This is a genomic window from Streptomyces sp. RKAG290 (assembly GCF_023701695.1).
Classification (GTDB): Bacteria; Actinomycetota; Actinomycetes; order Streptomycetales; family Streptomycetaceae; genus Streptomyces.
In genome coordinates, this window is the sequence record NZ_JAJOZC010000001.1 from 7549920 (window position 1) to 7566311 (window position 16392).

14 protein-coding genes and 1 pseudogene are annotated in these 16392 nt (G+C 68.9%); 3 read left to right on the forward strand and 12 right to left on the reverse strand.

The window, feature by feature from the left end; genetic code table 11:
• Position 1 precedes the first annotated feature (1 nt).
• The 7 genes and pseudogenes from LNW71_RS33400 to yhfZ all read right to left on the reverse strand — a co-directional run bounded on the left by LNW71_RS33400 (position 2) and on the right by yhfZ (position 6520).
• Positions 2-1165 (reverse strand): alanine racemase, encoded by a 1164-nt coding sequence (locus tag LNW71_RS33400; RefSeq protein ID WP_250971598.1) that lies wholly within the window; start codon positions 1163-1165, stop codon positions 2-4.
• Positions 1166-1167: 2 nt separating this feature from the next.
• Positions 1168-2282 (reverse strand): annotated as a pseudogene (locus tag LNW71_RS33405) (aminotransferase class V-fold PLP-dependent enzyme).
• Position 2283: 1 nt separating this feature from the next.
• Positions 2284-3240 carry a phosphotriesterase gene (locus LNW71_RS33410; RefSeq protein WP_250971599.1) on the reverse strand — a complete coding sequence of 319 codons (957 nt, stop codon included), beginning with the start codon at positions 3238-3240 and terminating at the stop codon, positions 2284-2286.
• Positions 3241-3290: 50 nt separating this feature from the next.
• Positions 3291-4625 carry a YhfT family protein gene (locus tag LNW71_RS33415; protein ID WP_250971600.1) on the reverse strand — a complete coding sequence of 445 codons (1335 nt, stop codon included), beginning with the start codon at positions 4623-4625 and terminating at the stop codon, positions 3291-3293.
• A 42-nt stretch (positions 4626-4667) separates the two neighbouring features.
• The gene (locus LNW71_RS33420) at positions 4668-5024 is read right to left on the reverse strand and encodes a DUF2620 domain-containing protein (protein ID WP_250971601.1); all 357 of its coding nucleotides are present in this window, start codon (positions 5022-5024) and stop codon (positions 4668-4670) included.
• A gap of 72 nt (positions 5025-5096) precedes the next feature.
• A complete protein-coding gene (locus LNW71_RS33425) occupies positions 5097-5483 on the reverse strand; it encodes a PRD domain-containing protein (RefSeq protein ID WP_250971602.1) in 387 nt (128 codons plus the stop codon).
• A 98-nt stretch (positions 5484-5581) separates the two neighbouring features.
• Positions 5582-6520 carry a GntR family transcriptional regulator YhfZ gene (gene yhfZ, locus LNW71_RS33430; protein ID WP_250971603.1) on the reverse strand — a complete coding sequence of 313 codons (939 nt, stop codon included), beginning with the start codon at positions 6518-6520 and terminating at the stop codon, positions 5582-5584.
• Between the two features lie 190 nt (positions 6521-6710).
• On the opposite strand from yhfZ, the gene LNW71_RS33435 reads away from it, so the two are divergent.
• Positions 6711-7265, forward strand: coding sequence for a DUF4262 domain-containing protein (locus tag LNW71_RS33435; RefSeq protein WP_250971604.1), 555 nt, complete (start codon positions 6711-6713; stop codon positions 7263-7265).
• A 389-nt stretch (positions 7266-7654) separates the two neighbouring features.
• Here the strand turns inward: LNW71_RS33435 and LNW71_RS33440 are convergent, their stop codons facing one another.
• On the reverse strand, positions 7655-8581 hold the full coding sequence (locus LNW71_RS33440) for an RNA polymerase sigma-70 factor (protein ID WP_374119487.1): 927 nt from the start codon (positions 8579-8581) through the stop codon (positions 7655-7657).
• A gap of 197 nt (positions 8582-8778) precedes the next feature.
• Here LNW71_RS33440 and LNW71_RS33445 point away from each other — a divergent pair, with 197 nt between their 5' ends.
• Positions 8779-9264: a carboxymuconolactone decarboxylase family protein gene (locus LNW71_RS33445; RefSeq protein WP_250971605.1), complete on the forward strand. Its 486-nt coding sequence runs from the start codon at positions 8779-8781 to the stop codon at positions 9262-9264.
• Between the two features lie 126 nt (positions 9265-9390).
• Here LNW71_RS33445 and LNW71_RS33450 read toward each other — a convergent pair whose 3' ends face one another.
• A complete protein-coding gene (locus LNW71_RS33450) occupies positions 9391-10647 on the reverse strand; it encodes a phosphatase PAP2 family protein (RefSeq protein ID WP_250971606.1) in 1257 nt (418 codons plus the stop codon).
• 362 nt (positions 10648-11009) lie between these two features.
• Positions 11010-11720, reverse strand: a complete 711-nt coding sequence (locus LNW71_RS33455) for a TetR/AcrR family transcriptional regulator (protein ID WP_250971607.1) — start codon at positions 11718-11720, stop codon at positions 11010-11012.
• Between the two features lie 262 nt (positions 11721-11982).
• Here LNW71_RS33455 and LNW71_RS33460 point away from each other — a divergent pair, with 262 nt between their 5' ends.
• A complete protein-coding gene (locus LNW71_RS33460) occupies positions 11983-14226 on the forward strand; it encodes an MMPL family transporter (RefSeq protein ID WP_250971608.1) in 2244 nt (747 codons plus the stop codon).
• Positions 14227-14420: 194 nt separating this feature from the next.
• Here LNW71_RS33460 and LNW71_RS33465 read toward each other — a convergent pair whose 3' ends face one another.
• Positions 14421-14834 carry a DUF4190 domain-containing protein gene (locus LNW71_RS33465; protein WP_250971609.1) on the reverse strand — a complete coding sequence of 138 codons (414 nt, stop codon included), beginning with the start codon at positions 14832-14834 and terminating at the stop codon, positions 14421-14423.
• A gap of 906 nt (positions 14835-15740) precedes the next feature.
• Positions 15741-16349: a TetR/AcrR family transcriptional regulator gene (locus LNW71_RS33470; protein ID WP_250971610.1), complete on the reverse strand. Its 609-nt coding sequence runs from the start codon at positions 16347-16349 to the stop codon at positions 15741-15743.
• Between the last annotated feature and the right edge of the window lie 43 nt (positions 16350-16392).

The window sequence follows — 16392 nt, forward strand, 5'->3', positions numbered from 1 at the left end:
CTTAGAGGGCTCGGCCCTGGGCGTCGTACAGCCCGTTCAGCCGCGGGGTGCCGGAGGCGAGTCCGGACACGACCGCGACGGTCGAGCGGGTGACGAAGATCTGGGTGCGGAAGGCAAGCAGCGCGGTGTCCCCGATGCGGACGTCCGCCGCGGTGGTGGGGGCGTCGAGCAGCCGGTAGTAGTCGATGTTCTCCGCGGGTGCGTGCTGCACACCCAGGCGGGTGCCGGTACGGGGCAGGAGGGCGCTGCGGATGTGGGAGCGGGCGTAGAAGCCGCCGCCGTATATCGCCGGGCGGCCGTCGTCGAGGGTGTGTGCCACCTCGCTGACGTAGACGTAGGCGGGCTGCTCCGGCTGGGCCGGATCGAGGGCGTGCAGGGGGGTGGTGCCGGTGAGGGCGTGGCCCGGCTCGCCATGGGTGGCCCCGAGTTCGGCGAGCAGCGGGAGGGAGGCCATCGACGTGGCGCTCGGGGCGCTGAGCTTGAGGTCGTGGTGCCCCCGCGAGGCCAGCAGCTCTCGGGCCTTCAGCGCCAGGGCGAAGTTGGGCGTGGCGGCCGGCATGCCCGACGCCGGGTCGCACAGGACGCAGGGGAAGGCGGTGACGCCCGCGATCCGGACCCCGTCCAGTCCCTCGACGCCCTCGGCGAAGGCGTCCAGCCGATCCAGTGGGACTCCACCCTCCTGCCCGGGGTAGACGTCGCCGTCGGCGCCCGCGAGGCGGATCAGTACGTCCTGGACGAAGCCCAGTTCGCGTGCCGCTTCGGAGACGGCGCGGGCGTTGGCCAGGTCGAAGACGGTGACGGTCTCCGGACGCCAGGCCAGCATCTCGGGCAGTACGCGCCGGGGGATCTGGACGAGATGGCCGAGGTTGCCGGGCTCAGCTCCGGCGGTGTGCAGGGTGCGGGCCTCCGCGGGGTCGATGGCGGCGGAGCGCGGGATGTGCCGGGCGATGGCCCGGATCAGTTCGGGGTTGCGGCCGAGCTGCTTGACGACGAACCAGAGGCTGATGCCGAGGCGTTCGGCCTCCGCCGCCAGCAGCGCCGCGTTGGCCTCGACGGCATCCAGGTCCATGACGTAGGTGTCGGGCGGGATCTCGCCGTTCCGGTGCAGTGCTGCCGCGGCATCGACGAGCCCGGGATTGCGGGTGAGCACGGTGTCGAGGAACACGGTCAGTCGTCCTTCGGGTCGTCCAGGGCGGCGAGCGAGCGGCGCAGGATGTCGATGACGAGGTCCGCGCCCGCCCGCATCGGGTTGATGCGCACGGTCCAGTCGGCCAGTTCGGGGGAGTCGTCGAGGGCGGAGCTGGACATCCGGTAGAACAGCGGGGCGATCTCGTAGCGGGAGTTGGAGCCGACGGGGTAGGGGGCGGCGCCGAAGCGGGCGGCGACGGAGGGCAGCTCCGTGGCGACGGGCCGCTGCAGCTGGACCAGCAGGCAGCGGTCCTGGGCGTTGGCGATGCGTACCTCGGCCACACCGTCCACCTCACCGGCCGCCAGCCGCTCCGCGACCTCGGCACCCACCCGCGACTGCAGGGACCACATCACCGGGACGTGGGTGAGGGCACGCAGGGCGTCGAGTGCCTGATGGCCCTGGACCTGCCCGCCGCCGGAGTAGTTGTCGCGGCGGATCTGCGTGACCAGGTCGCCGGCACCGACGACGAGGCCGACGCCCTCGGGTCCGTGCAGTTTGAAGAGGGAGAAGCAGGAGGCGTCGGCGCCCAGTTCCACCCCGGCGGCCGGAGTACGCATGACGGCGTAGTTGTCGTCGACGATCGTGCGGACCCCGGCCGTCCGGCAGGCGGCGAGTACCTCGGCCGGATCGTAGGAGTCCGCGAGCCGTTGCCGGGTGTGCTGGACGTACGCCCACCGGAACTGCCCGGTTGCCAGGGCCTCGCGCAGCGCCGAGGAGTCGTTGAAGTCGACCTCGACGGTCCGTACGCCGATGCCTCTGAGCGTGACCTCGGTGGTGCGGTAGACCGGAGCCCGGTGGATGAGCAGCGGGTCGCCCGCCCGGACGGCCGCGTTGAGGGCGGCCCGGATGGCGCCGGTGCCCGCGCCCTGCACGAAGGCGGCGTCCTCGGCCCGAAGAAGTCCGCGAGCACGGCCTCGACGCGGGCGGTGGTGCGGGGCCGGCCGAGACCGGGGACGACTCCCGCGTCGGACGAGAAGAGCTGCTGTCCCTCGAAGTGCGCGGCGGTGGCCTCCAGCAGCCGGAACTGCTTCGCGACGGCGTCGTCCAGACCGACGGTCGCCAGCGGGAAGGTGGGGGGAAGTACGGGGCTCATGTCAGTTCTCCTCCACGCTCGCGCCGGTCAGGAAGCAGAGCGGGTTGCGGCGGGTCAGCAGGTCGATCAGGTCGTCGTCGGCGCCCGCCGCCCGGAGCTGGGGCAGGAAGCTCCGGAAGAGGTGCCCGTAGCCCTGGCCGCCTTCACTCCCGAGGTATCCGTGGCGGGAGATGTCGCAGCTGAGCAGCACCCGGTCGGCGTGGCCGGCCTCCAGCAGGGCGAGCAGCAGCCGCAGCCGGTTCCGGTCGCTCTGGTACGACGACTTGCCCACGGTGTCGAAGGCGACGTACGCCCCGCGCGCCGCGAGCTCCCGGTGGATACCGGGGTCGTCGAGCAGGTCCTGGTGGCCGATGCTGACGCGGTGGGCGGGCAGCCCCTCACCGGTGAGCAGGTCCAGCTGGGCGAGGCCGCCCCGGCCGAGCTGCGCGTGTGTGGCAAGGGAGAGGCCGGTGGCCAGTGCGGCCCGGGCACCGGCCCGCAGCACCTTGGCCTCGGGAGCCGTCGGCAGGTCGCCGTGGCTGCCGATCTCACCGAGGACGCCGGGCCGGATGCCGGTCGAGCCGATGCCGTCCTCGATCTCGCGGACCAGGACCGCGGTGAGCTGCTCCACGTCACCGGTCTCGATCTCCGGGGTGTGGAAGGGCTCGTAGTACCAGCCGGTCGCGGCGACGACGGCGACCCGTGCGTCCCGGGCGATCCTCGCCAGCGCGCGGACGTCGCGTCCCATGCCCCGGCAGGTCAGCTCGACGACGAGGCAGAGCCCGAACTCCTCACGCAGCGCGGCCAGCTCGGCGGTGACGGCCGCGGCGTGGCGCCCGGGGTCGAGAACGGCCGCGCCGTCGCCCAGCCGGTCCAGGTCCAGGACGAGGTGCTCGTGGGCGAGGGCAGGGCCGCGTACCGAAGAGACCGCGAGTTCTCCGGTGACGGTGCGCAGGGCCTGCGGTGCGGGATGGTTCATCGTGGGGGTTCCTTCTTCGCGTACGGGCTCGGTGCGATCCGCGTCGGGTGTCAGCCCTTGACCGGGGTGAACAGGTCGAGCCAGTACAGGACGTTGAGCAGAATGCCGCCGACGATCACGGCTGCGGGGGCGGCGGCCATCTTCACGACAGGCCGGCCCATCGCCTCGTTCAGCAGGTAGAGCCCGCCGACGACGAGGATGCCGAGTCCGCCGCCCATGGCGTTGGCGGCCATCAGCGATCCGAAGAGGATCGCGAGCTGGAGGGTGTCGCCGATGGCGCTGCGCAGGTGCTCCGAGGAGTCCCGGACGCTGGGCAGCTTGCCGAGGAGCCGGCCGATCCAGGAGAGGGCCAGCACCTCGGCGGCGAACACGATCGCCCCGACGACGGCCGCCAGGAACGGGTTCGGCATCAGGTAGCCGATGGGGTACACCAGCGTGAACCCGGCGATACCGTACGCGCCGGAGGCCAGCGCGGTGGTCGCGATCAGCGGGATGAAGCCGAACACCCGGTAGAAGTCGACCTGGGCGGCCTCGGAGTACTGCCCCTTGGCGATAAGGAAGCTCGTGGCCTCACCGCCGCCGAATATGTGCATCTGCGCAAGCACGCACACCCCGGCCCCGAGCACCATGAACAGCGGCAGGTACTTGCGCAGACGGGCCGCGCTGGCGCTGAACAGGGACGCCATCGGGTCGTCCTCCAGCACGATCTCCTCGACGCCCGCCGCCCGGTCGGCCCGGCGCTGCCGGACGTCCTTGGAGACGGCCAGCCCGATGAGCATCAGCACACCTACGGCCATGGCCAGTGCTCCGGCGAACATGTTCGGCCACAGCTTCATGGTCATGACGACGAGGGCCAGTTCGAGGACGCCCGCGACACCGCCCCACTTGCGGCCGAACTGCTTGGTGATGGCGAGCACCGGGAACAGCGAGAAGAGGAACAGGATCGGCGTCGACATCTGCTGCATCGCGGTCAGGAAGTCGACCGGCAGGTCATGGGCGACGTTGTTCGCGCCGTTCAGACCGAAGACGACCACCGCGCCCCAGGCGGCGCCGAGGATCGGCGCGAGCCACTTCTTCGGCGCCAGCATCCCGAGGATGTCCGTGGGCAGGAAGACCAGCCACGGGTTCAGCACCCCGGTGGACAGGGCCATCGGGGCACCCAGCCCGAAGATGAATCCGGCGGAGAGGCCGAAGGAGACAGCAGTCGTCGCGCTGCGGGTGGTGCGCCCCTGGATGAAGTCCAGCATGAAGGGACGTACCCCGTCGTTGAAGACGGCCAGGGCCATGTGCGAGATGTAGGCCGTCAGCGCACAGAGGGCTATCACGGTCAGTTGCTGGGCCAGCGTGAAGTCAAGGCTGGTACCGGCGGCGAGTGTGGTGCTCACGAGTCACTCCTTCGTGCCCGGGATGATGAGAGGGGGCTGTGATCAGCCGCGGGCGGCGATGGCGCGCGCCATGAGGGGAGCGACGGCGTCGATCTGGTCCATCGAGAAGCCGAAGACCTTCTTGCCGTCGGCGAGCAGGGCGGCGATCTGCTCCTCGGTCGGAACGCTCCGTCCGAAGGTGTGGCAGGCGGCGCTGCCCATGAGGCCGACGAGCACGCCCAGCGAGGCGCCGGCGCCGGTGTGGCAGGTGCCCAGGTAGTAGTCGGCCTGGCCGACCCGGAGCTTCATCGCGGCGTCCATGTCGCTGGAGGCGACGACGTCGAGGGAGTCGATGCCGAGCTGGCGGATGGCCGCGGTGACCTCGGCCTTGCCGACTCCACCGGTGAGGATCTTCGTCATGGCTGTTCTTCTCTTCTCTCTGTGTGGTTCGGGTACGGGCACCGGAGACGCGGAGCCGCCCCTCGTGTCCGGTCAGGACGTGGGGGCTGCGGGGGACTGCTGGGCCAGTACGGCCAGGTGCATGCCGAGGAAGTTGACCTCGGACTCGGGGAGCGCGGCGCCCAGCTCCCGTTCGGCGCGGGCCGAGACGGCGCGGGCACGGGCGACGGCGTCGGGATGTCCGGCCAGCTCCGCGGCGACCTGGTCGTCGGTGAGGAACTGCTCGATCGGCTCGCCGTCCAGGATCCGGCCGAGTGCCATCATCAGATGGCTGGTCAGCATGCCTGCCGTCGCCTCGGTGACCGTGCGGCCCTCGGACTCGAGAGAGGTCAGCTCGGCGGTGACGAAGTCGGCCACCTCGGGCCTGACCTGACCGCCTTCGCGGAAGAGCTCAATCCGCAGTGCGAGCTGGTCGTCCATGGTGATCCTCCTATAATCAACAGTAACCAGGATTCTGTATTTTGATGACGGCCGACACCCGGAGAATGTGAGATCCCGGTCACCGGAGCCGCCCGCGGTCAGTACGACGGGACGCGCTCCCCTCGCAGCACTTCGCTCTGCAGCCGGGTCACCAGCGACAGATCCAGCGAGTCGCGGACCGCGGCAAGCGCCTTCGCCCCGTCGGTCCGGCCGATCACCGCGGCGGTGGAGTTACGGAGAGCCAGCTCGCGGGTGACTTCGTCGCCGAGGGGGAGCACGTCGACCCCGACCCCGATCCGGTCCTGTGCCTCGTCAAGATTCCATACGGTCGCGTCGACCTCGTTCCGGGCGAACAGGTCCCGCAGCTGCATGTACGAGGCCTCCCGCCACTCGACGTCCTCGCGGCCTGCGAACACCCGCTCCACGAGCATCCGGAGATCCTCCGAGGCGTGGTCCACCGCCACCCGCAGCCCCGGGGCCGCCAGGTCGACGCCGTGCCGCACCAGCATGCCGTGCGCGCCGACGTAGGTGGCGGGACCGAGGTCGGCCACCAGCTCCACGGGGTGCTCGGCGATCAGCTGGTCGGCTGCGAACCGTGACAGGACGACCAGGTCGACCTTGCCCTCCAGTAGTGCGGCGGTCCGGGCTCCGGCACCACGCATGAACGTGATCGCGAACGGCGCGCCCGCCTCCTCGAAGGCGCCACGCAGTCCGGTCGCCAGGCCCTCGTACCGCCGCGAGTAGGGGAGCGGCATCGCGGCGAGCAGCGTCCCGAGGCCGGACAGGCGCCACAGGATGGTGCGGTCCGAGTGGACGAGGAACGTGCCGAGGTGGCCGCGCGCGGTGGTGGAGATCGCCCCGGACTCCTCCAGCAGCTGGAGGGCCGCCTGTACGGTGCCGTTTCCGCAGCTCAGCTCCTCCGCGAAGTCCCGCACACGGGGCAGGCGGGTGTCCGGCTCGTGATGCAGGAGCAGGACGGCGAGCTGCCGCGCGGCGAGGCCGTTACGGGTGAGGAAGCGGTCGTCGAAATCGTTCACGAATCAAACAGTAACCAGGATTCTGGATACTGACAAGAACCTCATCTGGGCTTCCGCGACTCTCGCAGAATCTGTCGGAGGGGTCTTGCGGACATGTCCACGCTGCCCAGCACGCGCTGCCTGAGCGGGGCTGCTGATGTGCATCGATTGGCCGGACAGCGTGTCAGGGAAGGACGGTACTGTCGCCGTCATGTCCAACGACCCTCCTCCTTGCCGCTGCGTGATCTGCCATGACTACGGCGACCGGGACGAGGACGATCGCACGAGCCGGCGGACAGTCGAGCAGGTACGGACATACGGCTGGAGCGTCGTGATGGTGCCGGCGGACGACGAAGGGCCCGCCTTCGCGTACACGATCGGGCTCTGGCACACGCACAGCGTGCCTGAGCTTGCCATGTTCGGGCTTGACGTTCAGCTGATGCAGGAACTGCTCAATGCCGTCGGGCACAGGGCCGTGGCAGGAACCTCACTGGAGAGCGGCCAGGAGCACCACGACATCATCGAGAAGTCACCTCTGGTCCTCAAGAGCGCCGATCTCCGCTGGTACCGGCCGTTCTTCGGGCAGGCGATCTCCTTCTACCGGCGGCCCCCGTTCCCCGTCCTGCAGTTGGTGTGGCCCGATGCGGAGGGCCGCTTCCTGTGGCAGCCGGGGACTGACGCGCGCTACCGGCGGTCCCAGCCCCAGCTTTGGCTGCAGCCTGCCCAGCATCCGGAAGGAGTCTGGGCCGACCTTGCGGCAGGCTGACGGCGTCGGGAGTCAGCGGAAGGCCGGCGCAGGTGAGTGGAGCAAGTGCCGCTCGCGGAGGAGAGCGAAGGGGCCCCGGCCGCCCCTCTGTCGACGGAGCGGCCTGACCCGATCGTCGTGTCGGGGCCTGATGCGTGCTTGGTGAGGAACTAAGGGCTGTCCCGTAATCCCTGGTGGATCAGCGCGCGGCGTCAGATGCGGTGCATCGCAAGGCGGAGGGACGTCCGCATACTGGATGTATTCGGGCGTTCCGACAACGCGGCGAGAGTGGGGCCTCCCCTGCTCGAGCGCAGCCGAGAGCTTGGGGAAGTAGCTGTCGTCGTGCGCCCGCCAGGGATTGCGGGACAGCCCTTAGCCGGCAGCCCGTCCCGCGGAATCCTCGCAGCGGGTCAGCGGCCCACCGCTGTCTCGCGGTTGACGCGGGACAGCTTCTCGGGGTTGCGCACGGCGTAGAGCCCCGTGACGAGGCCGCCGTCGATGCGTACCGCCATGACGGTGTCGATCTCGCCGTCCATCCGGAGGAGGAGCGCCGGGTACCCGTTGACCTGCGCCGGCTGGAGCACCATCTCGGTGTCGATCCTGCCCAGCACGCCGACCACCCTGTCGGCGCCCACGATCGGAGCCGTAGCGGCCTGCACGACACCGCCGCCGTCGGTCAGCAGGACGATGTCCGGGGCGATCATGTCGAGCAGTCGCTGCAGATCACCCGTCGCGATCGCCCGCCGGAAGGCCTCAAGCGCCTGGCGGGTCTCGGTCTGGGAGACGACGGCACGGGGCCGGCGCGCTCCGACGTGAGCGCGCGCCCGGTGCGCGATCTGGCGGACGGCGGCCGGGGTCTTCTCGACGGCTTCCGCGATCTCGTCGTAGGAGAGAGCGAATACCTCGCGCAGAACGAACACCGCTCGTTCGGTCGGCGCGAGAGTCTCCAGGACCAGCAGCATCGCCATCGAGAGACTGTCGGCGAGCTCGACGTCCTCGGCCACGTCGGGCGCGGTCAGCAACGGCTCGGGAAGCCAGGGGCCGACGTAGGACTCCTTGCGCCGGCGGAGCGTGCGCAGGCGGGTCAGCGCCTGGCGTGTGGTGATGCGGACCAGGTAGGCGCGCTGCTCCCGTACCGTGCCGAGGTCGACGCCTGCCCAGCGCAGCCAGGTCTCCTGCAGGACGTCCTCGGCATCGGCTGCCGAGCCGAGCATCTCGTAGGCGACGGTGAACAGCAGGTTGCGGTGGGCGACGAACGCCTCGGTGGCGGAGTCCAGCCGCCTGTCCCCAGGAAGGGGATCGGACGTGTCGGCCGTTGGCTCGCTGTACTTGTTCACTCCCGGCTCCCGCCTGTTCGTTCTTGACCGTGTCACGCACAGGACGCCGCTGCGCACCTTCTTGTGACGTTCAGGTGCAGTGGCCTACGTCACATTGCCGTGCTGTCACAGGGTGCGTACGGCCGGCATCTGGTGTTCGTCAGGATGCCGCGCAGACGATCCGCACGGCACGCAGCACCATCAGTGAGGACACAGTCATGGAACCCCGCATCAACCTGTTCGCCAATGAGGTCGGAACCAGGATCGGCAAGCGGATTTATGCCGTCAGCCAGGTGATCCAGGAGTCGCCGCTGCCCAAGGACACCCAGGAGCTCGTGCAGCTGCGGGCGAGTCAGATCAACGGCTGCGGCTTCTGTGCCGACATCCACGCCAAGGACGCCTCGGCTGCCGGCGAATCCTGGACCCGGCTGAACCTGGTCGCCGCCTGGCGCCATTCCACCGTGTTCAGCGAGGCCGAGCGGGCCGCCCTGGCGCTGACCGAGGAGGGCACCCGCATCGCCGACGCCCACCACGGTGTGTCCGACGAGACCTGGGCGCTGGTGCGCAAGCACTTCGACGAGACCCAGACCATCGCGCTGGTCTCCCTGATCGCGATGATCAACGCGACCAATCGGCTCGGCGTGATCCTGAACAACCAAGGCGGTTCGTACGAGCCGGGTGCCCTTGCCGACGTCGCGAGCTGACCGCCGATCGTCCTGCGCCCCGGCCCAGGGCATTCGGCCCAGGGCCGGGGAGGGCGGGGAAACCGTCCTCGCCGAAAAGCGGAAGTCGACCGAGCGCCGTGCTCAGCGGCCCCGATTCAGCTTGGCTCACACCATTTCGGGTTCCGGTTGCCGCGCCGGGGTCGCTTTTGGTTCCCACAGCTCGGTGGTCCGTACGTAGCCGTGGACCACAGACGTCATTGCCAGAATGATGAGTGGTCCGAACACCCATGGGTGGTTGGCCATCTCCATCGGCAGATAGCGATAGGAGACCAGGAGTGCGGTGAAGACGACTGCGCCATAGGCGACCAGCTGGATTCCCGACCGGTCCCAACCGCGAGCGAGTGAGCGCAGAGCCACCTCGATCGTCAATGTGAACACCACCCCGGCAACGATGTCCGCGCCGTAGTGGTAGCCGAATCCCAGCGTCGCGGCGAGAGTCGCGAGCAGCCAGAAGGTGCCTGCGTATCGCAGGACCCGGGGGCCCTTGCGCGAATGGATGAAGATCGCTGTGGCCCATGCGGTGTGCAGGCTGGGCATGCAGTTGCGCGGGGTGATCGCGTCGAATGACATGTGGTGCGGGACGCTGACGGGAGCCGACGTGTTCGGCCACAGATTGGCCACCGCCCAGGGTCCGCCGTCGGCGCCGTAGGCGAAGACCGGTCCGACCACCGGGAAGATCATGTAGATGGCGGGCCCGAGCAGGCCGATGACCAGGAAGGTGCGCACCAGGTGATGGCCCGGGAAGCGGCGTTCGACTGCCACGTGACGCAGCTGGTACATCGCGACGACGACTGCGGCCACCGGAAGCAGGGTGTAGACGGAGTCAAGGATGTGGGCCCCGACAGGGCCTGTGGCCGTGACGATCCGGCCGACCAGCCACGACGGGTTGCCCAGTGCGTGATCGGCGGTCGCCACGTACTGGTCGAGAACGATCGGGCGCGTCTTCGACGTGATGAGCAGCCAGGTGTCACCGGTCTTGCGGCCGGCCACCAGTAGCAGGCCCAGCCCGACACCCTTCAGCAGCAGAACGCGTTCCCGGCCTGTGCGACGGGTGACAGCGATGACCGCACAACCCAGAATTACCCACAACGCGCCATTACCGAATGGGTGGCCTTCGGTCACCGGGGCGTCGGCGACCCATCGCACCAGGAGAATAACGGCGTCGATGGCAATCGCCGTACCGGCCGCGATGAGCCGTTGCCGCCAGGTGAGCACCACCATCGTCAGGGCCATGCTGGCGTACAGCAGGAAGCCCGACTGGGGTGCGAATACCACCTCTTGCGCCTGGGCGACGATCGGCCCCGGCAGGCCGTAGTGGCGCGCGGCCATCTCCAGCGCGATGAGGAATCCGAGGGTCACCACACCCGCCGCGGCCCACAGTATCGTCCGCGTCCGACGCCAAGTGGCGAAAGAAACTCTGTGGTCTATTCGCGAAAACACCCGCGATACGATAGGTATCAATTGTCTGGCCGATTTGTTAGGGATTATTCGAATAGGTCGCTCTTCATGCCGGATGTACGGGTATCCGGTGAAGGGTGGGTAATTAGTCTCCGGTCGTCAGTTCGATCATCTTATCGGAGCGGTGCAGGCGGGTTCGCTGGGCACGAGCGACGCGCGGGGCAGTGGGTCCCGGCCCGACGGTCCCGAGCTGCGCCACTGGGTCATTGCACCTGCGCCCGGCCGGAGTTCAGTGCGTTCTCCGACGCCGACAGCGGTTTGTGTGCTCACGTGCGCGAGAGCCGGCGCTGGGTCTCCTCGAGCAAGTTCCGCATTGCCGTGCGGAAGAGCTCGGCCTGGTGGTCACCGAGGAAGGAGGTGTGGCCGAACACCTCCAGGACGACGAGGCCGTGCAGATGTCCCCACGCGCTCATCAGCAGAGCGGTCGCGGGGGGCGGGAGGTTCCCCAGACCGTAATGCGGCAGCTGTTCCAGGTAGGCGCGGAGCGCGGGCGACAGCGCGGGGGCGTCGGCTGCGGCAAGTTGCGCCGTGGTGAACCCGTCGAACATCTCGCGTTCGAAGATCGAGCTCATTCGCCGTGTCGCCTGGGTGGTAGGACCGTCGGCGGGGGCTGCGTAGTCGCGCAACGGCGTCCCGTAGAGGAGCTGGAAGCGCTCGGGGTGGGCGATGGCCCATCGGCGGTAGCCCTCGGCCGCGACCACCAGGCGCGGCAGGGACGCATCGTGGGCCGGGGCGTCCACGGCATCCTGCACGGCATCGGCCAGGTCGTCGTACGCCTTGGTGACCAGCGCCGTGACGAGTGTGTCCCGGCTCGGGAAGTAGTGGTAGAGCGCCTGCACGGTCATTCCGAGGCTCCGGGCGACCGCTCGCAGGGACAGGGCCGCGGGTCCGTGTTCGGTGATGTGGCGCTCGGCGGCGTCCAGGATCTCCTGGGTGGCGGCGGCCCGTCGTCGCTGGCGCAGGGAGGGCTGGGTCAATGCGTGTTCCTCTGCGGTAAGCGGCCACCGCACGACGGTCGCCGCTGTGGCACAGCGCCGGAATCGGCAGGCTGCCAGGAAAATCTAACACTGCCAAATTACCCGCCGCTTCACTAACGTCGCTCGCGGCGACGAAGAGTGCGAATCCGCATCTCCTTCTGACGGGGCGAAGAGACTCCGCGGTGCGTGGCACCGGCCCCTGGTGATCAACTCCGGCCGTTTCGCGCCGTTTTCGCCGTATGGACACCAAAGGAGAAAATGCGTGTTTGAACGCATAGCCGAACTGACGATTCGTCGGCCCCGGCTGGTACTCGTCGTCGCCGTCGTGGCGGTGGCCCTCATGGGCGCCTTGGGCGCCGGTGCGTTCGGCAAGTTGCTAGGAGGCGGCTACGACGATCCGGCCTCCCAGTCCAGCCGTGCCGGGGAGGTCATCGACGAGAAGTTCGGCGGGGAGACGAACCTGATACTGCTGGTCCGCGCCGGGCGGGGCAGCATCGACGATCCGGCCGCGGAGAAGTCCGGCCGGGCCCTGGTGGCCGACCTCGAGCGAGAGCGCAACCTGGACAACGTGATCTCGTACTGGGACACGGACAGCCCCGCCCTCCGCTCGAAGGACGGCAGCCAAGCCATGGTGCTCGCCCATGTGAAGGGTGACGACACCGAGCGGGACAAGCACGCCAAGAGCGTCATGGACACCTACACCGGATCGTACGAGGGAGCACTCACGGTCCGCGCAGGCGGTGGTGCCGCCGTGACCAGCGAGATGGGCACGCAGTCGGGCGAGGATCTCGTCCTGGCCGAGGCCATCGCCATACCGCTGACCCTCGTGCTGCTCCTGATCGTCTTCGGCAGTCTGGTCGCGGCCCTGCTGCCCCTGGTGATCGGAATCATCGCCATCGCGGGTACGTTCGCGGAGCTCTACGTCCTCGGCAGTGTCACCGACGTCTCCGTCTTCGCGATCAACCTCACCACGGCGCTGGGCCTCGGCCTCGGCATCGACTACGCCCTGCTGATGATCAGCCGGTTCCGGGAACAGCTCGCGACCGGCGCGAGCGTGGACGACGCCGTCCGGCGGACGATGAGCACCGCGGGCCGTACGGTGGCGTTCTCCGCCGCGACGGTGGCGGCCGCACTCGCGGCACTGCTGGTGTTCCCGCAGTACTTCCTGCGCTCGTTCGGCTACGCCGGGGTCGGTGTCGTCGCCATCGCGGCCTTCAGCACCCTGTTCGTCATGCCGGCCCTGTTCGTCGTGCTGGGGCACCGGGTCAACAGCGGGCGGCTGCCGTGGGCGAACCCGGGACGCTCCGGCAGCCGGGCACCCGTGTGGGGACGCCTGGCGGGCACGGTCATGCGGCGCCCCGCGCTCACCGCGCTGCCCGTACTGGCGGTCCTGCTCGTTGCGGCGAGCCCACTCCTTGGCATCACCTTCGGCACACCGGACGAACGGGTGCTGCCGGAGGGCGCCGCGAGTCGCCAGGTCTCGTCGGTGCTGCAGGCGGACTTCAACGGCAACGACGACGCGGCACTCCACATCGTCATCGACGAATCCGTGCGTGAGGCCCCACTGGCGTCGTACGCGGTCCAACTGTCCGGCCTCAAGGGCGTGGTCCGCGTCGAGACCAGTACAGGAACCTACGCGGACGAAAGGTCCACGGCAGCCGGCCCGGGCAACCGCGCGCTCGGCCGCCCCGACGCGCAGCGGATCAACGTGGTGAGCACTCTGGCGCCGAAGTCGGACCAGGCGCAGCGCCTGGTCGCACAGGTGAGAGCCGTCACCCCACCCACCGGATCGCACCCCCTGGTGGGCGGAGCCGACGCCGAACTGGTCGACTCCAAGGACTCCGTCGGTGGCCGGCTCCCGGTCGCGGTGGTCCTGGTGGCACTGACCACCTTCCTCCTGCTCTTCCTGTTCACCGGCAGCATCGTGCAGCCGCTGCGGGCGCTGGTGCTCAACGTGATCAGTCTGGGAGCCACCCTCGGCGTGATGACCTGGATCTTCCAGGACGGCAACCTCTCCTCGCTGCTCGGTTTCACGGAGCAGCCGATGGATGTGTCCATGACTGTGCTGATGTTCTGCATCGCCTTCGGCCTCTCCATGGACTACGAGGTGTTCGTCACCAGCCGCATCAAGGAACTCCACGACCTGGGCGAGGACAACGAGTCGGCCGTGACCAACGGCCTCGGGCACACCGGGCGCATCGTCAGCGCGGCGGCCTGTCTCCTCGCGGTGAGCTTCTTCGCGTTCGGGACGGCCAAGCTCAGCTTCATGCAGATGTTCGGCCTGGGCAGCGGCCTCGCCATCCTCATCGACGCCGTCGCCGTACGCGGTGTCCTCGTGCCCGCCGCGATGCGGCTGCTCGGCCGGTCCGCCTGGTACGCGCCCGGTTTCCTGCGGCGGATCCACGGGCGGTTCGGCCTCAGCGAGGGTGGCCCGGCGACCGGGCCCGCGACCGATCCGGAGCCCGAAGCCGCGTCGCCGTACGTGAAGAACTCGACGCGAGTCTGACCCCGCGCGAACGTGACGCACCGAGTGCCCGCCCCCACCGGACAGTTGGGGGGCGGGCACTCGGTGCGTCACGGTAGTCGGCGGCCCACGCATCCGGTCCGCTGCCGCCGGTCGGCCACGCCCGGCAGCGGAGTCGATCTGAAGTCTGCTGCGCGAAGAGGCCGAGATCCGGCCGGAGGCCGGACCTCAATGGATCAGTTGTCGGTGTCCTGCTTGAAGTCCCGGGAACACTGGTCCTTCTCGCTCTGCGAACTGGCGTGCTTGATGCAGTCGTTGAAGTCCTTGAACTCGTCGGAGTTGAGGATGGATGCCCCTATCGCAATGATCACGACCGAGCCGATCAGCCCGAGCGCTCCGAGCACCGCACCGACGATCGAAATCGTCCGGTGCGGAGCCCTGCCTCCGCGTGCCCGGCGCGCACCGATGATTCCGAGGACGACTGCGAGCAGGCCGAGCAGGATCCCGCCAAAAACCGTCCAGAAAAGCAGAATGGCCACGATTCCGAGGACGAGCGCGGCGACTGCGAGTCCGTTGGACTGCCTCGCACCGCTGCCCGGTTGGGGCTGGTTGTAGTCGCTGGGCGTGCCCGAGTGTTGGGGAAGAGACACGGCATTCCTCTCATCCTGCTTCGGTGCAGACGAGTTGTCGGCACGTCACTTGTGCCCGTCCAACGGTCACGAATGCCTGTGCCGCCCGCGTATTCGAGGCCGCTGAAGCCTTTACGGGAGCGGAACGTGGAAACGCCTTGCGGGCCGCTTGCCCAAACATCGGACCCGGCGTCGCGGAAGGTGGTCGTCCGGAAACACGCGCCGGTGGACATGCGAAGGGCAGCGTCGAGAATCAACGACAGCGACAAGGGAGGGCGTCGGCATGACGATGCCGGCTGCTGGTGGCAGCCCTGTTGGATTCCGTCCCACCCGGCACGCACGACCTGGCTCCCTCACCCGCGGGTCCTCGGCCGCAGAGGACCGCCGTACGGTCCGGGAGAACAAGCTGGCGGGGGCGCGTCAGACACGCCCCCGCCAGGGAGGTGAGGGGTGGTTCCACGCACCCTCACCCGTTGATTCGGAGCGGAGCGGGAGCCGGATTGGTCCAGGACGGCGCCGGATCTGCCGCACTCTCTTCGAGTCTCACTCCCTTCGAGGGGAAGCGGCCGGATGCGTCGCGCTCCTTCGTGCATCCAGCGCTCCCGGGCCAAGGGCTGTCCACACGGCGTGACATCAGGACTGCCGATCGGTGCGGGCCATGCCGGCGCAAAGTTCTTCGAGGTTTTCGTTAGATCTTCGCAACGGGGGCATTGGGATCTCACGGCACCTGGGGTGCCGCCCGTCCACGACACAAGGAGATTCCCGTGTACATAGGCCTCGGTACCGTTGTACTGATCATCGTCGTCGTTGCTGTCGTCCTGATGCTTCGCCGTCGCTGACCCCACTGCCGCCCCCGCGGCGCCGGCCCGGTGAGGCGTCCCGGGCCGGGGTGGCCGGTCACGACCGGCGGTCACCCGAGCTCGAATGTCAGCGTGGCCAGTCCGGGGCCGGGTCCTCGTCAAGAAGGGGGCGGATGGCACCCAGCACCGCCCCGATGCACACATCGCGCAGTTCGGCGCGGGTGCAGGTCTCGTTCGTGAGCCAGTCCACGCAGAGCGCCTGGACGAACACCAACCAGCTTTTCAGCACGCCCGACACGGCCTCCCGGGTCCCGTCGTCGGCGAGAGCGAGCACGCCGAGCAGCCGTTCACGCAAGGCGTCGAGCTCATCTGCGATGATCGTCTGCACCAGACGGTCGCCGGTCAGTACCCGGTTCGCCGCCAGAACGGTGTTGCGATTCTCCGCGAAGTAGTGGATATGCGCGTCCAGCCCCTCGGTCAGCTGCTCGACCAGGGTGTCTCCGGGCGCGAGCCGGGTCTTGGCGAGCAGTTGCTCGGCCACCTGCCCGTAAAGGGCGGCGAACAGGTCGCGTTTGCCCGGGAAGTGCCGGTAGAGCAGCGCCCGGGAGACCCCTGCGCGCGCGGCGACGTCCTCCATCAGTACCTCGTCGTACGGGACGGCGGCGAAGAGCTGCGCTGCAACGGCGAGGAGCTGCGCGCGGCGTTCGGCGGGGCTGAGTCGCTGGCGAGGAGGCACCTCCGCATGTTACTTGACACACGTCTACTACTTGGCCCTACCC

What these genes read in the sequence shown, in the direction of transcription:
- LNW71_RS33410 (WP_250971599.1), bottom strand. Translation starts at nt 3,240, where the DNA reads ATGAACCATCCCGCACCGCAGGCCCTGCGCACCGTCACCGGAGAACTC.
- LNW71_RS33435 (WP_250971604.1), top strand. Translation starts at nt 6,711, where the DNA reads ATGTCCAACGACCCTCCTCCTTGCCGCTGCGTGATCTGCCATGACTAC.
- LNW71_RS33425 (WP_250971602.1), bottom strand. Translation starts at nt 5,483, where the DNA reads ATGGACGACCAGCTCGCACTGCGGATTGAGCTCTTCCGCGAAGGCGGT.
- LNW71_RS33445 (WP_250971605.1), top strand. Translation starts at nt 8,779, where the DNA reads ATGGAACCCCGCATCAACCTGTTCGCCAATGAGGTCGGAACCAGGATC.
- LNW71_RS33420 (WP_250971601.1), bottom strand. Translation starts at nt 5,024, where the DNA reads ATGACGAAGATCCTCACCGGTGGAGTCGGCAAGGCCGAGGTCACCGCG.